General features: G+C 53.1%; 18 protein-coding genes and 1 riboswitch. Of the genes, 8 read left to right on the top strand and 10 right to left on the bottom strand.

All coding sequences use genetic code 11. From position 1 onward, the window contains the following. Nucleotides 1-153 precede the first annotated feature (153 nt). Entirely contained in the window at nucleotides 154-1,182 is a 1,029-nt protein-coding gene (locus A7E48_RS03835) for an ornithine cyclodeaminase (RefSeq protein ID WP_068169737.1), read from the bottom strand. A gap of 141 nt (nucleotides 1,183-1,323) precedes the next feature. On the opposite strand from A7E48_RS03835, the gene A7E48_RS03840 reads away from it, so the two are divergent. Next, on the top strand, nucleotides 1,324-1,755 hold the full coding sequence (locus A7E48_RS03840; protein WP_068169739.1) for an Lrp/AsnC family transcriptional regulator: 432 nt from the start codon (nucleotides 1,324-1,326) through the stop codon (nucleotides 1,753-1,755). Here A7E48_RS03840 and A7E48_RS03845 read toward each other — a convergent pair whose 3' ends face one another. The 4 genes from A7E48_RS03845 to A7E48_RS03860 all read right to left on the bottom strand — a co-directional run bounded on the left by A7E48_RS03845 (nucleotide 1,756) and on the right by A7E48_RS03860 (nucleotide 4,726). Beyond that, nucleotides 1,756-3,306 carry an amino acid permease gene (locus A7E48_RS03845; protein WP_068169742.1) on the bottom strand — a complete coding sequence of 517 codons (1,551 nt, stop codon included), beginning with the start codon at nucleotides 3,304-3,306 and terminating at the stop codon, nucleotides 1,756-1,758. A gap of 159 nt (nucleotides 3,307-3,465) precedes the next feature. After that, complete coding sequence (locus tag A7E48_RS03850) at nucleotides 3,466-3,876, bottom strand: hypothetical protein (protein WP_068169744.1); 411 nt, start codon at nucleotides 3,874-3,876, stop codon at nucleotides 3,466-3,468. A gap of 26 nt (nucleotides 3,877-3,902) precedes the next feature. Then, entirely contained in the window at nucleotides 3,903-4,295 is a 393-nt protein-coding gene (locus A7E48_RS03855; protein WP_068169749.1) for a CrcB family protein, read from the bottom strand. Beyond that, nucleotides 4,292-4,726, bottom strand: a complete 435-nt coding sequence (locus A7E48_RS03860; RefSeq protein WP_158004393.1) for a CrcB family protein — start codon at nucleotides 4,724-4,726, stop codon at nucleotides 4,292-4,294. Before A7E48_RS03860 ends, A7E48_RS03855 begins: the two co-directional genes overlap by 4 nt. Nucleotides 4,727-4,879: 153 nt before the next feature. Between A7E48_RS03860 and A7E48_RS03865 the strand changes: the two genes are divergently transcribed. Beyond that, nucleotides 4,880-5,860, top strand: coding sequence for a sugar-binding transcriptional regulator (locus A7E48_RS03865; RefSeq protein WP_068169754.1), 981 nt, complete (start codon nucleotides 4,880-4,882; stop codon nucleotides 5,858-5,860). Nucleotides 5,861-5,881: 21 nt separating this feature from the next. Here A7E48_RS03865 and A7E48_RS03870 read toward each other — a convergent pair whose 3' ends face one another. The 4 genes from A7E48_RS03870 to A7E48_RS03885 form a co-directional block, all read right to left on the bottom strand. Further along, the gene (locus A7E48_RS03870) at nucleotides 5,882-7,180 is read right to left on the bottom strand and encodes a carboxylesterase family protein (RefSeq protein ID WP_158004394.1); all 1,299 of its coding nucleotides are present in this window, start codon (nucleotides 7,178-7,180) and stop codon (nucleotides 5,882-5,884) included. 22 nt (nucleotides 7,181-7,202) lie between these two features. After that, complete coding sequence (locus A7E48_RS03875) at nucleotides 7,203-8,087, bottom strand: alpha/beta hydrolase (protein ID WP_068169762.1); 885 nt, start codon at nucleotides 8,085-8,087, stop codon at nucleotides 7,203-7,205. Between the two features lie 308 nt (nucleotides 8,088-8,395). Beyond that, complete coding sequence (locus A7E48_RS03880) at nucleotides 8,396-9,904, bottom strand: cell wall metabolism sensor histidine kinase WalK (RefSeq protein ID WP_068169764.1); 1,509 nt, start codon at nucleotides 9,902-9,904, stop codon at nucleotides 8,396-8,398. A gap of 1 nt (nucleotide 9,905) precedes the next feature. Continuing rightward, nucleotides 9,906-10,649 (bottom strand): response regulator transcription factor, encoded by a 744-nt coding sequence (locus A7E48_RS03885; RefSeq protein WP_068169767.1) that lies wholly within the window; start codon nucleotides 10,647-10,649, stop codon nucleotides 9,906-9,908. Between the two features lie 388 nt (nucleotides 10,650-11,037). Further along, a riboswitch (SAM riboswitch) is annotated at nucleotides 11,038-11,134 on the top strand. A gap of 94 nt (nucleotides 11,135-11,228) precedes the next feature. Here A7E48_RS03885 and A7E48_RS03890 point away from each other — a divergent pair. Beyond that, nucleotides 11,229-12,188 carry a methylenetetrahydrofolate reductase gene (locus tag A7E48_RS03890; RefSeq protein WP_068169778.1) on the top strand — a complete coding sequence of 320 codons (960 nt, stop codon included), beginning with the start codon at nucleotides 11,229-11,231 and terminating at the stop codon, nucleotides 12,186-12,188. Nucleotides 12,189-12,223: 35 nt separating this feature from the next. Next, nucleotides 12,224-14,557, top strand: coding sequence for a 5-methyltetrahydropteroyltriglutamate--homocysteine S-methyltransferase (metE, locus tag A7E48_RS03895; RefSeq protein WP_068169781.1), 2,334 nt, complete (start codon nucleotides 12,224-12,226; stop codon nucleotides 14,555-14,557). A gap of 365 nt (nucleotides 14,558-14,922) precedes the next feature. Here metE and brnQ read toward each other — a convergent pair whose 3' ends face one another. Further along, the gene (brnQ, locus tag A7E48_RS03900; RefSeq protein ID WP_068169783.1) at nucleotides 14,923-16,293 is read right to left on the bottom strand and encodes a branched-chain amino acid transport system II carrier protein; all 1,371 of its coding nucleotides are present in this window, start codon (nucleotides 16,291-16,293) and stop codon (nucleotides 14,923-14,925) included. A gap of 181 nt (nucleotides 16,294-16,474) precedes the next feature. On the opposite strand from brnQ, the gene A7E48_RS03905 reads away from it, so the two are divergent. The 4 genes from A7E48_RS03905 to A7E48_RS03920 all read left to right on the top strand — a co-directional run bounded on the left by A7E48_RS03905 (nucleotide 16,475) and on the right by A7E48_RS03920 (nucleotide 20,331). Then, nucleotides 16,475-17,332, top strand: a complete 858-nt coding sequence (locus tag A7E48_RS03905) for a PRD domain-containing protein (RefSeq protein ID WP_068169787.1) — start codon at nucleotides 16,475-16,477, stop codon at nucleotides 17,330-17,332. A 297-nt stretch (nucleotides 17,333-17,629) separates the two neighbouring features. Continuing rightward, on the top strand, nucleotides 17,630-18,628 hold the full coding sequence (locus tag A7E48_RS03910) for a mannose/fructose/sorbose PTS transporter subunit IIA (RefSeq protein WP_068169790.1): 999 nt from the start codon (nucleotides 17,630-17,632) through the stop codon (nucleotides 18,626-18,628). Then, on the top strand, nucleotides 18,625-19,428 hold the full coding sequence (locus A7E48_RS03915) for a PTS mannose/fructose/sorbose transporter subunit IIC (RefSeq protein ID WP_068169793.1): 804 nt from the start codon (nucleotides 18,625-18,627) through the stop codon (nucleotides 19,426-19,428). The genes A7E48_RS03910 and A7E48_RS03915 overlap by 4 nt, the downstream gene beginning before the upstream one ends. Nucleotides 19,429-19,437: 9 nt before the next feature. Beyond that, nucleotides 19,438-20,331: a PTS system mannose/fructose/sorbose family transporter subunit IID gene (locus tag A7E48_RS03920; protein WP_083147174.1), complete on the top strand. Its 894-nt coding sequence runs from the start codon at nucleotides 19,438-19,440 to the stop codon at nucleotides 20,329-20,331. Nucleotides 20,332-20,366 lie beyond the last annotated feature (35 nt).

The following is a 20,366-nucleotide window of genomic DNA, read 5'->3' on the forward strand; positions in this document are numbered from 1 at the left end:
GAAATATCAGAAAAGTAAACGAGCTACTATTTCGAGACGGTATCTCGCGTTTACTTTTCTGGTACCTCATACGAGGTACTCCGTTAAAGCAGATTTCCCCGGCCATCACATGATGACCGGGGAAATCTCTAGCTCAAGGCTCAGCTAAAAGTTTTAGCCTACGGGAGAGTTCACCTTGACGAGTGAGAACAAGTCGCGGGGATCCTCAGGCTCAGCCACAAGGTCAATGAACTGCTGAAGGTCAGAGTCCTTAGTTGCATCTGAGCAGTAGCGCAAAGCAGAGAAGTCAGAGATAGCGAAGCCAACAGAGTCAAACAGGGTGATTTCCTCGTCTGAGCTACGTCCAGTTGCCGCGCCGGTGAGAACCTGCCAGAACTCAGTCACGGGGAAGTCCTCGTCCTTCTGCTGAATCTCACCCTCGATACGAGTCTGCGGCGGGAATTCCACAAAGACGGTGGAGCGATCAAGGATAGCGCCGTCAAGTTCGGTCTTGCCGGGGCAGTCACCGCCGACAGCGTTCAGGTGCACGCCGGGCTTTACCTGGTGGTCGGAAAGAATGGTATTCTGTGCCTTGTCTGCGGTGCAGGTGGTAATGATATCGGCATCGAGAACAGCGTCATCTACCGATTCAGCCACGCGGATATTGAAGCCAAGGGGCTCCATGTTGCGGCGGAACTTCTCGATAGAGGCAGGCTCAATATCGTAGATAGTGATGTCTTCAATACCCAAGAGTGCGCGGAAACCAAGCGCCTGGAATTCAGACTGAGAACCTGCGCCAATCATCGCCATCCGCTTGGAGTTAGGGCGAGCTAGGTATTTAGCAACAAGAGCCGACGCCGCAGCTGTACGAAGAGCAGTCAGCAGAGTCATTTCCGCAAGGAAAACAGGATAGCCGTTATCTACGTCTGCGAGCAAACCAAACGCGGTGACGGTCTGGAATCCACGAGCAGGGTTAGACGGGTGACCGTTGACGTACTTGAAAGAGTAAATCTCATGGTCAGAGGTGGGCATTAATTCAATAACACCGAAAGGGGTGTGGCTTGCCACGCGGGGAATCTTATCGAAACTTTCCCATCGCTTAAAGTCATCTTCAATGTACTTGGCCATTCCGCCAATAATATTTTCAACGCCATCGCGCTGAATCCAGTGAGCCATGCTCGATACGTCAACAAACTGGGTCATGTGTTTTCCTCTCAAAACTCGTTGCACCGGGAAGGAGGCAGAATTTAAGTTTATGGCCAAAAATGTAAAGTCAACATAGGCAGGTTAAGTTAATTTGCATCGAAAATGAACAAAGTGCTAAGTGACAGTTATTATATTGTCATGATTGAGCTCACTGTCTTGGAACATAAACTGATTACGCTTCTTCGTGAAAATAGTCGCACCTCGGTTTCAGCCCTTGCTGAGGAGTTGCATGTTTCTCGTGCGACCGTCACCAAGACAATGGCGCGCCTGGAAAACAATGAAACTATTCTCGGCTACACGGTTCGCACGCATAAACGTCAAGCAACTGGTCTACTTCATGCCACTAGCTGTATTGAGGTGGAGAATCGGACCACCCGTTATGCCATCGCTCAACTTAAAGGAATCCCCGAAATTCGAGCTATTCACACCACTAACGGGGCATGGGATCTCATTGCCGAACTTGAATGTAAAGATTTGCTCGATTTTGACCGTGTGTTACGCAAAATAAGAGAGGTGCAGGGAGTCAGCAATTCGCAAACCTCCCTGCACCTCAATTCAGTAGAGTGCTAGTTATTCACTCTCGTGAAATTCATTGTGTACTCGGGGGGTTTGGGTATGAACTGAATCCGAGCCAGGTGTACGCGCAATGACGGGGAACTCGCCTGTGTAGCCTTCGCGAACTGCGGCAACCTCATAGACACGCTGACGTACGAGGAACCATCCGCCCCATAGAAGTGGAATCACTACCAAGAGTGAGATTAAGGTCCATGTTCCTACCGGGTAATCAAAAGCAATAAGAACCATTACAAGAACGATAAAGACGATAACCGCCCAGTCACTGAACTTACCGCCAGGAGCCCGGTAGCTGGGTCGGCTATAGCGGCCCTCTTTCACCAAGCTCAAGAATTTCTGGTGAGCCAGCACAATAGCTGCCCAGCTTGCCATGGTGCCGATAGCTGCAATGTTTAAAACAATTTCGAATGCCTGCGCCGGCACAAAGAAGTTGAGTGCCACACCAAAGAGTGCCACCACTGCGGTCAACAAAATACCAGCGACGGGGACACCGCCCTTGGACATCTTTGCTGCAAACCGAGGAGCTGAGCCTGCCACAGCCATCGAGTGAAGAATGCGCCCGGTGGAGTACATTCCAGCATTCATAGAGGAGGCTGCCGCAGTAATAACAACTAGCTGCATGATGGGTGCCGCATACTCAAAACCAACTGATTCGAAGAAGGTCACAAAAGGAGATTCATCAGCGGTGTATTGATTGTAAGGAAGAAGCAAGCACAGAAGGATAACGGATCCCACGTAGAACACGGCGATACGCAGAACTACCGTGTTGATAGCACGAGGGATAACGCGCTCTACATCTTGCGCTTCACCAGAGGTGGTGCCCACCAGCTCAATACCTGCGTAGGCGAAGACAACACCTTGAACCACAATTACCGCTGCTAGCAAGCCGTTAGGAAGCATGCCGCCAGCTTGGGAGATGAGTGAGAAACCGGTGGGTTCGCCTGAAGGGCTACCGAAAATCAAGAAGCAGATACCCACGACCATAAAAATCAAGAGCGCGGCAACCTTAATCAGCGCAAACCAGAATTCCATTTCGCCAAAAACCTTAACGGAAACCAGATTCAAGGAAACTACTGCTAACACCACGATAAGCGCTACAACCCACTGTGGAATCGAAGCAATGAACTCGCTATACTGCCCAAACCAAGCAATATAGATAGCAATTGCCGTGGCATCAGCTACCGCGGTCATTGCCCAGTTAAGCCAGTACAGCCAACCCGAAACATAGGCGGCTTTTTCGCCATAAAATTCGCGGGTATAGGAAACGAAAGAGCCCGAAGAGGGTCGGTGAAGAATAAGCTCCCCCAGGGCACGCAGAATGAGGTATCCAAAGAAACCACAGATTGCGTAAATGATAGCTAGAGATGGGCCTGCGCTTTCAAGGCGGCCACCAGTACCCAAAAAAAGACCGGTACCAATAGCAGAGCCAATGGCAATCATCTGAATCTGGCGTGGTCTGAGACCTTTTTGGAAACCTTCTTGCTCATGAGCAAAAGGATCCGGAGGGATACTGCCCTCTACAGAATTCAGCGAAGAATTAGGAGACATCAGGGAACCCCAATCGAACGGCGTGCGCAGGTGCGCAGGGACTTTGGACTTAATTCAAGTTGTTGATTCCCGGTGCAAATGGTCACAACTTTTAGTCAGGCTACTTAGAACTATAACCTGCGGCTCCCTAAAAATGTAGTTTATATCTCATTTTTAATCTTAGACGAGAGACTGTATAGCCCCCTCAATCTCGCTAATAAGCCGCTCCATCGTAGAAATAAAGTATTTTTCTGTGACCGTCTGTCCCTGTTGTAGTAAAGACAATGCTGAGTTTTCAAAAGGGGTAGCATTCAGATTCGCACCGGTGAAAACGCCAAAGGACGAACCTGAATGCGCAGATTCCTTTTCCTTCTCTCGCGTGAGCACAAACCCGTACTGGGTTGATTCGGACCAGCTGATATTCAGCACATAGGTGAGCGAGCCATCCTCAGATACTTGACGCCAGGTGAGGTCGGCGTCGTCCAAATATTCGCCGTCAATTTCAAGCCCTCCCTCATATTCCAGCTCCCAACCGTGCTTGCGGGCGAGTTGAAAGGCGGTTTCTTTGATGCCGGTCTGTTGCTTTTTCATGGGCTTAAGCCTACCGGGCAAAGAAGCTATGCGGTCAGGCCCATTCCCAGCGCAGCCGCGACAATACAGAGAATCGCCTGGGCGAGCCAAGCAAAGATAAACACCCCCGGACGACGAGCGGAGGCGGCAGTTACGGCGTCGACCATCGCAGTGGAGAACGTGGTGAAGCCACCCAAAAAGCCAGTGCCAGCAAGAAGAACAAACGTGTGGACGATGTCGTCGCCAAATAAACCGGCAAGCATCCCGGTTGCACCAGTGAGAGCACCCAGGAGAAAAGAGCCGGTGAAATTTATCAGGAATGTACCCAGAGGTATTCGTTGCCCGAGGGTAGTTTTCTTCGCCGCGCCGTCGAGAGTGAATCGGAGCCATGCACCAGCTCCCCCGCTGATAAATACGCCGAGGAAAAGGAGGAAATTCATAAGCCCTCCCCTACTTTTTTGGTAGCCAAAGACACTCCACGACGTCGTGCGGCGGCAGATCCCAGTCTCGTTCCTAGCAAGCAGACAAGAAGTCCCAGGAGTAGCGTCGTCCCGCTGTAAAACCAAAAAATCTGTGGGTTTTCAGAGAGCAAGCCCACCGACTGCACCGAGAGTGCCGAATAGGTGGTGAAGCCGCCCATGAAACCGGTTCCGAGGAACAAACGGGCAATTTTTCGGCCTCCTTGTTCTGCGCCTAGACCCGTTAAAAAAGCGAGCAAAAAGCCGAGGCAGAAAGCACCCAATACGTTGATTGCCCACGTCATCTGAATAACCGTGAAAGGTAAACCCAGGGTCAGTAGCCAACGTATGCTTGCGCCCAAGCCGCCGCCCAAAAACACGAGCAATCCTGGAGGAAATTTCTGACTTTTCACCCTCCTAATTTATCCTATGTTTCCTCTTCCCTAACCTGCAGGTTCGGACAAAATTGTGCTGGGTGACATCCTTACCCATAAACTCAATACATAGACTTTTCATCATGAGATTTCGATGGCTACATCATTCGGGGCAGAGAGAAACGAGAGAACATGGCACCTTCACCGCAGCGTCTGCACCGTTCAAACACCTCTGACGAGCGCGAACGCGTGAGCCTGCTCTTGAAGGTAGCGCGCATGTACTACGAAGAGGGCGCCACGCAGGCGCAAATCGCTAAGCACGTGGGTTACTCTCGCCCCACCGTGTCCCGGCTTCTGACCGAGGCACGTGAGGAAGGTGTGGTTCACATCCGCATCACCCACCCGCTAGAGCGAGCGATGTCCATAGAGAAAGCACTTGCTGAAAAGTTTGGGCTTATCGGAGCCCGAATTGCTGAGTCTAAGGTCCTTGGAAATCTTACCCAAAACGTAGCGCGATGCGCCGCCGACTACCTCATCGAGACCTCTCCTGAAGATTCCGTGATTACCGTTTCCAACGGGTTCGCAGTGAACGCCACCATCGAGGCGATGCCGCGTATGAACTGGCTGGCCTCCCGCGTGATTCAGGCGATCGGATCGGTCAGCAACGAAGAAGTACAGGTTGACGCATCGGAAACCTGCCGCCGTCTTGCCGGTCAACTCGGCGGGCGCCATATTGCGCTGCCCGCTCCTTTGGTGGTTTCCGCTCCGGAGGTTGCCTATTCGCTCATTCAGAGCCAGCAAGTCGCAGGGATTCTGCACTACGCAGCGACCGCTGACACTGCCCTGGTAGGTATCGGAACTATTGAGGACCGGAAAAAGGGTTACATTTTTGACGGCTACGTCGAAGAAGAAACCAGCGCCATTCTTCAACGTGATGGCGCAGTAGGGCACATTTGCGGTCACCACTTCAACGCCCAGGGTGAGCATATTGTGACGCCCCTTTGTGCCCGCACCATCGGCATTAACCTTAAGCAGATTAGGCGGCTGCCGCGCGTCGTCGGTGTTGCCTGGGGTGAGCATAAGCTCGATGCCATCCGTGGGGCTCTGCGGGGCAAGTTGGTATCGGTGCTGATTACGGACCGGGCGACGGCGGAAGCGCTGCTCGAAGACTAAAATCTTAGGGCTCTCCCCTAGCTACGCAAACTCAATTCGCGCACGCTCAGCCAACTCGGAACGAATCACTCCCGAGCGGGCAAACTCTGCCCAGATGGCGCGCAAAGCCCGTCCTTGCTCCGCCCGTTCGTTCGGGTAGGAGCCCGCGAGTAACTTATCGCCGTCCCAGCAGGAGTTTTCAAATAAAAGAGCAAGCTCGGTACAGTGCGCCGAGTAGTGGTAGTTCAGCGGATGCCCCACCCGCAACACATAGGAAGTGGCGTTTCCGCCAGCGGCTCGATGACGCCGCACAAATCGGCGGGCGGGCTCAATATACATCTCACACGAGCCCTTTTCCACCAAAAACTCAGCAACCTTCCGCGCCATTTTCCCCAGGTATTTCGGCGGTTGAGGCACAAAATATGCCGATTCGCGCATATTAGCACCTATAAGAACATCTACCCGTTGAGCAATCTTTTTCCATGCATCTTCCACCTGCTCAACATTCGGCAAAGGATAGTGCCCGTATAACGTACCAAACGGCATCATCGCCGAATATAAACCGTCATAAATCGGGCTTTGCACGAGCATCTTCCACCCGCGCTCTGCAAAAATTTCTACTGGTGCATCGGCAGGAATGTCAGAGGTCTTCTTCACCATCGCAGCGGCGAGCTTTTGCTTGCGATTCACCAGCTCAATCGGCGCGCTCTGACAAATAGTGCGATGGACTAAACCTTCATCCATCACACCTTCGGCGAGTAAAAGCTGGGTGACCAAATCGCCGCCAGCAGACTGCCCGAACAGGGTTATATTTTCTGAATCCCCACCAAATGCCGAGATATTCTGTTTTACCCAGCGCAATGCCTCCCGCGCGTCCAACAAACCAAGGTTGGCAGGGCGCTCTTTCGAGCCACCCAAAAACCCCAGCAGACCTAGCCGGTAAGTCACCGTAACCACCACAACCTGCTCGTCTGCCACCAAGCGAACAGGGTTATAGCGTGCGCCGTCGCCGCTACCCACCACGTACGAGCCGCCATGAAAATAGACCATGACCGGCAACTTTTCAGAGAGCGCGACGTCGGCAGGGAACACTATAGAGAGATTCTGGCACTCTTCGCTCATCAGTACCGACTGGCGAATATCCCCGTCCTTACCACGCAAAAACTGTGGCGCAGCTGGGGCAGGAGAATCTGCTACAAAAGGATCTCCAAAGTCAGCTAGACGAACTGAATGGGGATAACGAAAACGCTCGGCACGCGCGTAGGGAATACCTGAAGCGCGCACTACAGCGCCGTCTTCCACCGCTAAAAGAGTACCCACTGGAGTCTCAACGGGGCGCATTCCTGAATCCTTCAACATACAACTAGGCGGCGAACTGCTTGCCAATTTCACGGTAGGCAGCACGTGCTTCTGGCATGAGTCGAGCCCCCATGTATCCATGAAAAGCGCGCGGCGCTAAGGTCAGGCTCACGGGCGAGCCAGCACCGACGGCAAGATTGGCAAAGTTGCGAACGTCGGGATACATGATGTCTCGCTTGCCCTGGTAAATGTGTGTTTTCGGAAGGTTTTCTACCGACCCGAAAATAGGGCTGACGCGCGGATCCCGCACTCCCCACGAACCACTCCAGCGGCGTCCAGCTTCAATGAGCGACGGGCGGTTAAGTACCGGATCTTTAATGCCGTGAATTTCGGGGTTGGAAAGCGTGAGGTCGAGCCAGGGATAAAAAAGCAACACATTATCGGGGAGAACCAACCCGCGATCGCGGCGGCTCATCACATACGCCTGAGCCAACCCGCCACCTGCACAGTCACCGGCAATGATTATTTTTCCACCGGTTTCTCGGGCGCTTTTGAGGGCATGGGCGAAGGCGCCGTCGAGTAATGGGTAGGCGTCTTTAGCGCTGTGGTGGGGATCCAGTTGATACATCGGTACCAAAGCAGAGGCGCAGGTTTCTTTCATCAACCGGTCAATGATGCCCCAGTGCATCATGGTTAGAGGTCTTTTGTATTCCCCGCCATGAATATATACCAGTACGTTGGCGCATTTTTCGTTTTCGGGGTCGAGAAAAACTACGCGCGAATCATCCACCTGCCGGTAGTACGCCCCATAGCGGTCATACATAGTAGCCGGCAACTCGGCAGGCTTGGCATTGTGGGTAATGGTCCGAACTGCGTTCCGGGAAGCATCAGAGGTCATACGGTTAATAAGGGAAAGCGCACCAACCGCTGTACGCATGCTAAGCGACATATCGCGCCACCTTTGTTATCAAATCGTTACCTTACACAGTAAGGGGTATTTGCTTCACCAGGGGTGCAAAATTCACCAATAAGGGGGAGAAAGTAAAAAATCAGCCCTGAGAAGGAGAGTATAAGGAAAGACAAAACCCCGGAATTACACCAAAATTTCACCTCTACATACATGACGGGGCAAGTAGTACTTATCTCATGGATGTATTCATAAAATTTACTTAATATTGGCGTAACAAGCCCAAATAGGGGTGGTGAGCGGAAGAGTTTGCTGATTCTGGGCTGGGGTTAACGAACGCGTCCTAACCCCTACGCCAGTGGCAGCAGGACCTGAAAGACGGTTTCCCCCGGGCGAGATTGCACGTCAATACTGCCGCCATGTGCCTCAACGATGGCACGTACAATCGGCAACCCTAATCCTGTGGTTCCGGCGTCCCCGGACCGCGCGACGTCGGCGCGTGTAAATCGGTCAAAAATTTTATCGATAAATTCAGGATCGATCCCCTCGCCATCATCGCTAATTCTTATCTCAGCAAACCCGCCCTCGGCAAAACCTAGCGACGCCGTTACATGCGTTCCCTCGGCGGTATGTTTGCGTGCGTTAGAGAGCAGGTTCGAAATAACTTGCTGAAGTTGGTTGCGGTCGCCGCGAACTTCTACCGGATCGTCTGGAATATTGAGAGTCCAGCGATGATTGGGGGCAGCTACCTGCATATCGAAGGTGCTTTCAGCGAGCATTTCCGAGAGGTCTACCGCCTCAAAGACCGGCTGCTTGCCTTCATCGAGACGAGCGAGCAACAAGAGATCCTCTACCAAGCGGCTCATTCGTGCAGTCTGTGATTCGATGCGATTCACCGACTGCTCCCCCGAATCGCTCAGGTTTTCGGTCCACCGCAGAAGGTCCGAGTACCCCTTAATGGCAGCGAGCGGAGTGCGCAGTTCGTGGGAAGCATCGGCAATAAATGCGCGCATCTGGTTTTCAGTTTTCTCCCGTGCTTGCAGGGCAGATTGTACGTTCCCCAGCATTTGGTTTAGCGCGAATCCCACCGCGCCTACCTCTGAGCGGGGGTTCGAGTCCCGCGGCTGCACACGGTCGGCGCGAGAAAGCACCTGCGACTCCAAGTCTGCCTGCGCGACGCCGGCAGCAACTGCCGAGACACGCTCTAGGGGGCGCATCGTCCGGCGGATAATCCATGAGCCGAGCAGACCAGCTATAACCATTACCGCCAGCGACCCACCTGCCATCACGGCAACTAAGGTGGCCAACGTATTATTCATGTCTTTGAGTGGGATGCCTGTAACCACCACGGTCTGGGGCTGATTGGGAAGCGCGTGAGCTTCTACCAAGTAGTTCCCTACTTCAAGATCAACTTTTTGGGCGGTAGCTTCTGCCGGGACATCTTTCAACTGCGCAACGTCTGCTTCAGAAAGACTTTGTAAATCGCCCGAGCTATCCAAAACTCCTGAGAATCCCACATTCCCGTTATTTACGCAGACGGTGAGGGTCCCTGCGCTTTGGCCGGGTGCGTTGAGCGGCGAGCTACTAGCGGACGTCTCGCATACGTTTTGCGCGCCCTCCGCATTTGCCCCGTCCGCCCCACCCGCGCCGCCGTTGCGCACAGGGGCGTCCTCGGGCTTAAAAATCATGGCGCGGTGCGACGTCTGATCTAACCGCTCGCTCACCTGCGATTCTAAGGAATTCTTGATAGTGAGAAAACTGCTGAGCCCGATAATCAGGCAGGCAACGCCCAACATTCCCACTAATATAGCCGTCAAAATAGTGCGCAGGCGAGGCGCAGATGCGAAAGACGAGTTCACGCTAGTTAGCCGGCTTAATCACGTAACCAGCACCGCGAACCGTATGAATCATAGGTTCTCGACCTGCATCAATTTTCTTGCGCAAGTAGGAGATATAGAGCTCCACAATGTTCGCTTGACCGCCAAAATCGTAGTTCCACACGTTATCGAGAATCTGAGATTTTGAGACCACTCGCTTAGGGTTTTCCATGAGATAGCGCAACAGGTCGAACTGCGTTGCCGTGAGTGAGATGTCTTCTCCACCGCGGGTCACTTCACGGGTATCCTGATTCAGCACGAGATCGCCGACAACCAGCTCGGCGTCGTCTGCTGCCACAACGCCTGAACGCTGTACGAGGCGGTGAAGGCGAATCATGACCTCCTCCATAGAGAAAGGCTTGGTCACGTAATCATCGGCGCCAGCGCCAAGTCCTTCGATGCGGTCGTCGACCGAGTCTTTAGCGGTGAGAAAAAGACAGGGCACCTGCGGGTAAAGTTTCCGCACGCGGCTCAGTAATTCGATGCCGTCGAATCCGGGCATCATAATGTCCAGCACCAGAACATCGGGACGCCACTCGCGTGCTACTGCGAGCGCATCGGGGCCGTTTCCTGCCGATTTAACATCCCACCCAATCATGCGCAAACCTACGCTGACTAACTCTTCGAGCATGGCTTCGTCGTCGACGACGAGCGCGCGGATGGGCGTACCATCTACGTGTTCGAGAGTGGGGAGGTTTTTGGCGATTTCGTGTGCTCTGCTGCTCATGTGTATAAGCCTAGCGTTTGAGGGTGTTATGGATCTGACGTTTTGCTTGTTTCTGGGTCTTACAAAGTAACTGCATGCCGGGGGCATAGGTTAAACACAGGAAAGCGGAACAACTCGGCTGAGAACACGCGATTTGCCGATACCTGGCGTAGCGTCGGCAAGCAATCCCTCTCGTCTGCTTCGCTAGCGCTCAGGAAGGCGATTCACGCCAGACCCAGCCAGCTTTCCTCCCGCTACGCCAGGTTCTCGACTTATAGCTCGTCCTCACCCTGCTTTCACATAACTTAATATGACGCTACCTAGACATATTCACTACACGAAGTTACATAGGCACATCTAGGCGTTTTCGCTTGTGAGCCCGTGATGCGCCCATTTATATTGATTCTGTTATCTATCAAGAGCGGCCGAGAGATCTGGCTCTACGACGCTGCAGCAACCTCGCCCGAGCAATCGGGAGAAGGTGCTCCCGCCAGGACCGATAGAAGAATTAGCTTTCTGCTTTTCTATACGTTCGTTCCTCCCCTATAAAGGGGTGGGCGTGTATCTATCGGGCGAATCCATCGAAAGGAAATGCCCTCTATGGCACCTCATACGGCTCTGTCTTATGAGCTTTACCCTCCACGGTCTGTGGAAAGTCGTGACTCTTTGTTGCAAACCATTGACGAGCTTTCGGCTACTTCCCCTGACTATGTTTCGGTGACTTATTCCGGTACTGCCGAGCGTAAGCAACAGACTCTCGCTTTGCTTGATTATCTGGTGCACGAAACCAAGCTGACTCCGTTGGCGCATTTGACGTGCGTGGGGCATTCAGTGGGGGAACTGGAACACGCTGTGCGCCTCATTGTGGGTTTAGGCGTGCGGGGCTTGTTGGCTTTGCGCGGTGATATTCCGGCGGGGGTTTCCCCTGATGCTCTGGAGCTTCCGTTTGCGCGCTACTTAGTGGAGCTTATTCGCCGGGTGGAACGTGAAGATTTTGCGCATTTTGCCGGTGGAAAGCTGTCGATTGGGGTGGCTGCTTATCCGCAGAAGCACCCGGAGTCGGTATCGCTTCTTCAAGATATTGAGATTTTGCTGGCTAAGCAACGTGCGGGTGCTGATTTTGCTATCACGCAGGTTTACTTTGATAACGCTCGTTTTCAGGGACTGTTGGATGCGGCGCAGACTGCCGGGGTGAATTTGCCTATTATTCCGGGCATTATGCCGGTGACGTCGTTGCGCCGTCTCATTCGGCTGTGCGAGTTGGCGGGGTTGGCTATTCCGCTGGATCTTGCCAGTGCGTTAGAGAATGCCGATAACAAGGCGGAGCGCCACAAGATTGGGGTGGAGTATGCGTTGCATCAGTGTAAAGCAGCGCTAGATTCTGGTGCCAGTGGTTTGCATTTTTACACTTTCAACGAGCACCGCGCCGTCCTCGATGTGCTGGAGCATCTCGATATCGCTCCCTATACGTCGCGCTATTTTAGTCCTCTGAAATCTTCTCAGCCGTCGCATTTTTCTACGTCAGACGCCGAATACGCGTCCGTGTCTGCTTCCGCTTAACACTTTTTCATTATCTTCCTGAAAGGTCACTTTTCATGTCAGTCCAGAATTTTCCTGCAGCAACTATTGTTGGTTACCCTCGCATTGGTCGCCACCGCGAACTTAAGAAAGCAGTGGAGGCTTTTTGGAAGGGGACTGCGAACCGCAGTGAGCTAGATGCGCAGGTGGCTGAGGTTCAAAAAGTTAACCTTGCCCGCCTCACCGAACTCGGTTTGAACGCTGACTACGCGATTCCGGCGTCGTTCTCTCACTACGATCAGGTACTCGATACGCTTCGTTTGGTCAACGCGGTTCCTTCCCGTTTTGCCGATGCCCTGGATGAGCGCGGCATCCTACCGTTGGAGGGGTATTTCGACTTGGCGCGTGGCACCCAGGATCAGCCTGCGTTGGAAATGACTAAGTGGTTTGACACGAACTACCACTACCTTGTGCCCGAGGTTGGAGCGCAGACTTCGTTTGAGTTGAATCCTGAGGAGTTGTTCGCTCAGCTTGATATTGCTGAGGAGCAGGGCGTGCGTGTGCGCCCGCAGATTGTAGGTCCGATTACTTTTTTGGCGTTGGCTAAAGCTGAGGACGGCACAGCACCAGACTTCGAGCCTCTTTCTCGTCTCGACGATTTGCTGGCGGTTTATGAGGAGCTTCTGACTCAGCTCACCGAGAGGGGTATGCAATGGGTACAGTTCGATGAGCCTGCACTGGTGGCGGACCATCAGCACATTGACGCCGCCCGTCTGTCCGAATTGGTGTCTAGTACCTACGGTCGTTTGAGCGCGCACTCGCGGCGTCCTGCACTGTTTGTCACTTCCCCCTACGGTGATTTAGCGCAGAACCTTGAACCGCTAGCGCAGTCGGGAATTGAGGCTTTGCATGTGGATAGTGTTTCTGCCGATTACAGTGACCGTCTGCAGCAACTTGCAGAGCAGAACGGTCTGCATCTGGTGGTAGGCGCCGTCAGCGGTCGTAATATTTGGCGTACGGATTTGCGGCAAACGCTGAAGGAACTTGAGGGGTTGAAGGGTATCTCTATCGCTACTTCAACCTCCCTACAACACGTTCCCCATGACCTGAATTTAGAAGAAAGTCTGCGCGAAGACCTCAAAAGCTGGTTGGCTTTTGCCGACCAGAAGGTAGTCGAGGTGCTTACCCTAGCGCGGGCAGTGTTGGAGGGTGAAGATGCTGTTGCGGCAGAGATAGCTACCGCTTCAGATGCCCTTGCCCAGCGCGAGAAGTCCGAGGGTGTTCGAGTTCAAGCTATCCGGGAGCGTGTCCAAGAAGTCACCGCGCAGAGCGGTGCTTTTGAGCGCCCGACCGCAAGCGAGCGCCAGCAAGCTCAGGCTTTCCTGAATCTCCCGCAGATTCCTACCACCACTATCGGCTCTTTTCCGCAGACTTCTGACATTCGCAAGCAACGCGCGGCGTTCCGGGCGGGCACTATCACCGAAAGTGAGTTTGACGGTTTCTTGCGCGAGGAGATTGCCTCGGTTATCGCGTTGCAAGAGGAAATTGGGCTAGATGTACTGGTTCACGGCGAGGCAGAACGTAACGATATGGTGCAGTACTTCGCAGAGAATTTTGAGGGTTTTGATACCACGGTGCATGGCTGGGTGCAGTCCTACGGTTCGCGTTGCACTCGTCCTTCTATTTTGTGGGGCGACGTCAAGCGCAGCGGCGAAGGGTTGGAAGGTTCGGCATTCACCGTTCCGTGGATTTCCTACGCAGATTCGCTCACCGAAAAACCGGTGAAAGGTATGTTGACCGGCCCGGTGACTATTCTGGCGTGGTCTTTTGTACGGGACGATCAGCCGCGGGTTGAGACCGCCCATCAGGTAGCGCTGGCATTGGCGGATGAAATCGCTGACTTGGAAAAAGCAGGAATCAAGATTATTCAGGTAGATGAGCCAGCGCTCCGTGAACTTTTGCCCCTCCGCGCGGCAGAGCAACCGGAGTACCTGAAATGGTCAGTAGGGTCGTTCCGTCTAGCTACCTCACAGGTGGCTGACTCTACTCAGATTCATACCCACCTGTGCTATTCAGAATTCAATGAGGTCTTTGAAGCGATTGACGGTTTGAATGCAGATGTCACTTCCATTGAGGCGGCACGTTCTCGCTTGGAGCTGCTTGAGGATCTCCCGGCAACTTTCGACCGGGGCATCGGCCCGGGCGTCTGGGATATTCATTCTCCGCGCGTCCCATCGGTGGAGGAAATCCGCAGTTTGCTCGAACAGGCAGTAGACAGCGTTGCGCCCGACCACCTCTGGAGTAACCCAGATTGCGGATTGAAGACGCGCGGATACGAAGAAACCCGCGCCTCACTAGTGAATTTGGTGGAGGCCACGCGAGCTGTTCGGGAGCAAGTGGCAAAGAAATAAAGAACCTCAGAAAGCTAAAGATTATAAATAATAATCTTTTCATACAGACGCTTAACTAATACATTTTTTAGAAAAAATACCTTTTAGGGTTACCAATGGGTATAAATCAAATAATTTTCTAATAAAACTTGTACCTTCAAGTGTTCTAGAGGTATAGTTATCACGTTGTTTACTACTACACTCGAAAGGGTGTATGCGAGACAAAGAACTGCTGAGATTACTCGCAGTTCACCTTAGACGGGCTCATGTCGGTGGTTGTGGTTCCCCCCGGCATGAGCCTCTCTTCTTTAACTTTGAGCGCATATCAAGCGACCCCGGCAGAAAACTCTGCTGGGGCCGCTTGGTTTTAATAGGGTAAGAAAACTTTAGATGGTCGTATTCTTCACGTCTTTTTCAGGAGATTTCTTGACAGCATCCACGATATATCCGATCACAGCCGCTGCCACAGTGGGAACTACCCAGCCGAGGTCGAGCTCGTGACCGGGTGTCCAACCAATCAGCGGCTCAATGACCGAGCTACCCCAGCCCACCGAGTTGAGCGTGGCAAGAGCTGCCCAGATTACCGATACGACTAGCGCAAAGCGGAAGGTGTATTCCAGGCGCTTACCCAAGGGCTTATCAAGCACAGGCTCCAGCAGGGTCAGCGCAATCAAAGTAATAGCTGAGGGGTAGAGGAACCCGAGAATCGGACCGGCGATAGCCAAAACCGTTGCTAGGCCCATGATGGAGACCGAGAAAGAAATCAGCGTAAACACGATCAACCAACGGCGGTAAGTAATCTTGGGGAACAGCCGCTCAAAGAATTCTGAAGTGGAACTCAGTAGCCCGACGGCGGTGGTCAAGCAGGCAAGAACAACAATCAGTCCGAGGATGAATAGACCTGGAGTGCCCAGGGTCTGCTGCGCCGCAGAAGAAAGCAACGCTGCGCCGTCCTCATAACCCTGCCCATTTTCAATGGAGTGGCCAATCCAAGCCAGACCAATGTAAATCAAAGCAAGAAGCAAGCCGGCGATCAGTGCTGAATAGGTAATACCCTTGGTCAGACCGTTTTCTTTAGTGAGGCCCTTGAACTGAAGGGATGAAATCAGAATGATGCCGAATGCAAGACCAGCCAGCGAGTCCATAGTGAAGTACCCCTGCAGGAAGCCGCTGACCAAAGGTGCGCCCTGATACTCCTCAATAGCGGGCGCGGGAGTGCCATGCAACTTGAAGAAAGAAACAATAACCAGCAGGAACAGAAGAATAACGAGCGCCGGAGTCAGGTACTTCCCCAGAGTGTCCACGATATTGCTGGGGTTCAGGCAAATTGCCAAAGAGATAGCAAAGAAAACCAATGAATAAATCACAAGCGCCAGCTGGCTATCGATACCGAAAACCGGCGTAATGAACAGCGCGTAGCTCACGGTGGCAGTACGGGGAACCGCGTAGAACGCCCCGATTGCCAAGTAGACCAGAACTGGAAAGAGGAAAGCGAATACTTTTCCACCGCGGCTAGCGAGCGCAGTCAGGTCTGAACCACTGCGCACGAGCGCAAAGATAGCGAGGAGGGGCAGTGCTACACCCGTGACCAGAAAGCCAATGAGCGCGGGGGCAAAATTCTCCCCCGACTGTGCGCCGAGCATCGGCGGGAAGATCAGGTTACCGGCGCCGAAGAACATAGAGAACAGCATCAGAGCTGTAACGACGATGATTCCCCCAAACCCTGCTTTTTGGGTGGACGGCGGGACTACACTCATATTTTTCTCTTCTCTAGTGTGTGATGCACCAAATGATGAAACATAAAAACGACTCCGACCATGCTATTAGAAACGAGTGCCATAAGCTCCCCTTGTACAAATAATGAGACATCTATAAAGGACTCCCTGGACTAAACTAGAAGTTTAAGGGCGTTAGTTTAAAGGAGAAAGTGAGGGCTCGTTGCGTATTTCCCGCATCTATAACAACAACGTGGCTCTAGCTACTACTTTCTCCGGTGAGCAAACCGTAGTCATTGGGCGGGGTCTCGCCTTTGGCAAGCGTAAAGGGGACATGATTGACCCTTCACGGGTTGAACAGACTTTTGTGCCCGAGAAGGGCGAGTCCGAGGAACGGCTCACCTGGTCCCTTTCAGAGATTCCCTCTGATATTCTGGCGATTGCTATCGAATTAGAGTCGCGGGTTAAAGAAAGCGGCAATTTCTCCATTTCTCATTCGTTCGTCATTCCTCTAGCCGATCACCTGAACTTTGCAATGATTCGCGCCCGCGAGGGAGTCACCGTGGAATATCCGCTGGCGCTGGAGGTTTCCCAGCTCTACCCGCGGGAAGTGGAATTTGGGCAGAACGCGCTGGCACTCGTCGGCGAAAAAACAGGCGTGACTCTGCCTGCCGGTGAAGCAATCCCGCTGGCGTTGCACCTGGTGAACTCGCAATTTGCTGTCACCGACATGTCGCAGACCTACCGGATGACCGAAATCTTCACGCAGATTTTTGATCTTATTTCTTCGGTGTATGGCGGCTCTATCGACCAATCGTCTATGAGCGCAGCACGTTTTGTAGCCCACCTGCGCTACCTCTTTGTGCGCACCGAAAAAGGCGGTTCGGGACCTTTTCAGGACGCCGGTTCTGCCACGCTGCTAGAGGCGGTCAAGACGTCGTATCCCCGCGCATTCAGATGCGCCCAGAAGGTTTATCTTTTGCTGGAGATGCAGCTCAATCAAGAGCTAACCCAAGATGAGCTGACCTATCTAACCATTCATATTGCTCGTTTGGCGAAGGATTTCTCGCTCGCTGAGTAGGTTGAGTTTAGCTGAGAGATATAAGCCAGCTAAGCACAGCAGTAAGGTGAACTGGCTGGGTCTGGCATGAATCGTCTTTGCGAGCGCTAGCGAGCCAGACGAGAAGGTTAGTTCACCGTTGCTGTGCTTAGTTGGTCTCTTATAAATCTTTCAAATAAACATCGGTAAGTTGAGGTCAAATAATTTTTAAGGGAAAGACTTGCTCTAGAAAGAATCGAGCTGCCGTTCACGCGAGTAAATTATAGGTTGAGTCACACTCACGCATTCAGTTAAAAACCACAGCTGAGAGGACCACCTATGGTCTCTATCATCGTGGCAACCCATGGAGAAGCGGCAGCGCCCCTCCTTGCCACAGCCAAAATGATTCTCGGAGATTTTTCTAACGTCACCCCGGTTACCTTTATGCCGGGTGAAGGTCCAGAAGATCTCATCGAGAAATATGAACGCATTGTTCAAGCTCAACCTGCAGACGAAGGCGTTTTGCTTCTCGTCGATCTTTTTGGTGGAAGCCCCTATAACGCCGCTGCGCGGTTTGCCGCAGAGCGTGAGAAAACCGACGTCGTTTCGGGCGTCAATGTTCCCATGTTGATTGAGGTAATTAGTGCAGCCGGCCGAAAGAACGCCACCGTGGAGTCTCTTTCCGCAAAGGCAGTCAAAGCGGGAACCAAGGGTATTCGTAGTTTCCAGCAGATTATGAACCCGCCAACTAATCCCGCTCAGGCGTCTGCAGATACGTCAGCACCGAGCGCGCCCACTGCCCCCGCTCCCACGCCGTCCGCCAATGCGGTTCCCGGCGAGCACATGAACGTCACGTTCTTGCGCATCGACTCCCGCCTGATTCACGGGCAGGTTGCCGGTAGCTGGGTCAACGACGTCGCGCCGCAAACTCTGATTGCTGCCTCAGATTCCGCCGCTCAAGACAAGTTGCGGAAGACTCTGCTGTTGCAGGTTGCTCCCTCACACGTGAAAACCAACGTGCTCGATATTGCCAAGACCGGCAGAGTCTACAACAACCCTAAGTACACAGGCATGAAAACCATGATTGTGGTGGAAAGCCCCCAAGACGTTCTGCGCCTGCTTGATGAGGGCGTGGAAGTCAAAGAAATTAACGTAGGCGGCGTAACGTTCAAAACCGGCATGAAGCAGATTTCGGAAGCTGTGTATGCCTCAGACGAAGACATTGCCGCCTACCAAGAACTTGCCCATCGCGGCATCAAAATGGTGATCCAACAGGTACCTAATAGCTCGCGAGAAGACATGATGAAGAAACTCAAAGAGAAAGGCCTGCTCTCATGAGCCCTCTCGAATTTATTTTGGTCATTCTCGTGGCGTTGGTCTGCGGTATGGCTTCGGTTCTGGATGAGCGCCAGTTCCACCGCCCGATTGTTGCCTGTACCCTCATGGGGCTGGTTTTGGGCGATTTGCAGACCGGCATTATCCTCGGCGGTAGCCTCGAACTCATTGCTTTGGGCTGGATGAACGTAGGTGCGGCTATGGCGCCCGACGCCGCGCTGGCATCAACCATTGCAGCATTGGTTGTTATCGAAGGCCACCAGTCCATTGGCGAAGGTATTGCTCTGGCAGTTCCTTTGGCAGCAGCCGGTCAGGTACTCACCATTTTCGTGCGAACCATCACCGTGTTCTTCCAGCACCAGGCAGACAGATTTGCTGCGAATGCTAACTTCAGAGGCGTAGAGCTCATGCACATCTCTGGTCTTGCCCTGCAGGGCCTGCGCGTGGCTATCCCCACCGCCGCCGTCGCTGCAGTTGCCGGAACCCATATTGTGCAGACCTGGCTCGACGCCATTCCCGAAGTCATTACCGGGGGCCTCCAAGTCGCTGGTGGCTTCATCGTGGTGGTTGGTTACGCCATGGTCATCAACATGATGCGCGCTAAAGCACTCATGCCCTTCTTCTTCCTCGGCTTTGTGCTGGCAGCATTCATTCCCGACCTCAACCTGGTCGGTTTGGGCATCATGGGCGCATGTCTTGCGGTCATCTACGTCCAGCTCAACCCCGCATTCCACGATTCTATTGTTGCTCCGGCACCGGCAACCGCTGGCGCTCCCAACGATCTCGATAACGAACTCGAGTAGGAGAACACCATGACTGTTGAAAATACTCAGCCCGCTAGCGTTGCCGCTACCGAAATTGACCCTACCCACCCCGAGCACCCGGCTTTACAGCTCACCAAACGTGACTACGCTTCCACGTATGTGCGCTCCACTTTCCTACTGGGCTCCTTTAACTTCGAGCGCATGCAGGCAATCGGCTTTGCTGTCTCCATGATTCCGGCAATCAAGCGTTTCTACACCACGAAAGAAGACCAGGCGGCGGCATTGAGTCGCCACCTTGAGTTCTTCAATACCCAGCCCTGGATTGCGTCCCCCATTCTCGGCGTAACAGCCGCTATGGAACGCCAAAAGGCTGCCGGCGAAGACATTGATGAAGCTGCTATCACCAACGTAAAAGTTGGCCTCATGGGACCGCTGGCAGGTGTGGGTGATCCCATTTTTTGGGGTACTGCGCGTCCAGTTCTTGCTGCCCTAGGTGCTTCTATCGCTCTCTCAGGCAATATTCTTGGACCCCTACTCTTCTTCTTTGGACTCATGATTATCCGCATGGTAACCCGCTGGTACGGCTTCAAGATTGGCTACGAAAAGGGCGTGGAAATTGTCTCTGAGGTAGGGGGTAATACACTGCGTCGATTCACGCAGATAGCGTCCATTGTTGGTCTGTTTGTGATGGGCTCGCTGGTCTCCAAATGGACTTCCATCAACGTGCCCTTCCAGCTGTCGAGCTATACCGACCAAACGGGCAAAGAAGTTACCACCACGGTTCAGTCGATTCTGGATTCGCTTCTACCCGGCATGCTCGCTCTGCTACTGACCTTCTTGTGCATGTGGTTGTTGCGTAAAAAGGTCAATGCCATCTGGATTATCTTCGGCATGTTTGCCGTGGGCATCCTGGGCTACTGGCTCGGCATCCTGGCACCGTAGACTGGAAACAGCATTGGCCTGAAAGTTTGGTCAAT

Origin of the sequence: Rothia sp. ND6WE1A, assembly GCF_001683935.1 — a bacterium.
Classification (GTDB): domain Bacteria; phylum Actinomycetota; class Actinomycetes; order Actinomycetales; family Micrococcaceae; genus Rothia; species Rothia amarae.

Excerpts from the sequence above, each read along its gene's own strand:
- A7E48_RS03835 (WP_068169737.1), bottom strand. The coding sequence starts at position 1,182 with ATGACCCAGTTTGTTGACGTATCGAGCATGGCTCACTGGATTCAGCGC.
- A7E48_RS03840 (WP_068169739.1), top strand. The coding sequence starts at position 1,324 with ATGATTGAGCTCACTGTCTTGGAACATAAACTGATTACGCTTCTTCGT.
- A7E48_RS03845 (WP_068169742.1), bottom strand. The coding sequence starts at position 3,306 with ATGTCTCCTAATTCTTCGCTGAATTCTGTAGAGGGCAGTATCCCTCCG.
- A7E48_RS03850 (WP_068169744.1), bottom strand. The coding sequence starts at position 3,876 with ATGAAAAAGCAACAGACCGGCATCAAAGAAACCGCCTTTCAACTCGCC.
- A7E48_RS03855 (WP_068169749.1), bottom strand. The coding sequence starts at position 4,295 with ATGAATTTCCTCCTTTTCCTCGGCGTATTTATCAGCGGGGGAGCTGGT.
- A7E48_RS03865 (WP_068169754.1), top strand. The coding sequence starts at position 4,880 with ATGGCACCTTCACCGCAGCGTCTGCACCGTTCAAACACCTCTGACGAG.
- A7E48_RS03870 (WP_158004394.1), bottom strand. The coding sequence starts at position 7,180 with ATGCGCCCCGTTGAGACTCCAGTGGGTACTCTTTTAGCGGTGGAAGAC.
- A7E48_RS03875 (WP_068169762.1), bottom strand. The coding sequence starts at position 8,087 with ATGTCGCTTAGCATGCGTACAGCGGTTGGTGCGCTTTCCCTTATTAAC.
- A7E48_RS03885 (WP_068169767.1), bottom strand. The coding sequence starts at position 10,649 with ATGAGCAGCAGAGCACACGAAATCGCCAAAAACCTCCCCACTCTCGAA.
- A7E48_RS03890 (WP_068169778.1), top strand. The coding sequence starts at position 11,229 with ATGGCACCTCATACGGCTCTGTCTTATGAGCTTTACCCTCCACGGTCT.
- metE (WP_068169781.1), top strand. The coding sequence starts at position 12,224 with ATGTCAGTCCAGAATTTTCCTGCAGCAACTATTGTTGGTTACCCTCGC.
- brnQ (WP_068169783.1), bottom strand. The coding sequence starts at position 16,293 with ATGAGTGTAGTCCCGCCGTCCACCCAAAAAGCAGGGTTTGGGGGAATC.
- A7E48_RS03910 (WP_068169790.1), top strand. The coding sequence starts at position 17,630 with ATGGTCTCTATCATCGTGGCAACCCATGGAGAAGCGGCAGCGCCCCTC.
- A7E48_RS03915 (WP_068169793.1), top strand. The coding sequence starts at position 18,625 with ATGAGCCCTCTCGAATTTATTTTGGTCATTCTCGTGGCGTTGGTCTGC.
- A7E48_RS03920 (WP_083147174.1), top strand. The coding sequence starts at position 19,438 with ATGACTGTTGAAAATACTCAGCCCGCTAGCGTTGCCGCTACCGAAATT.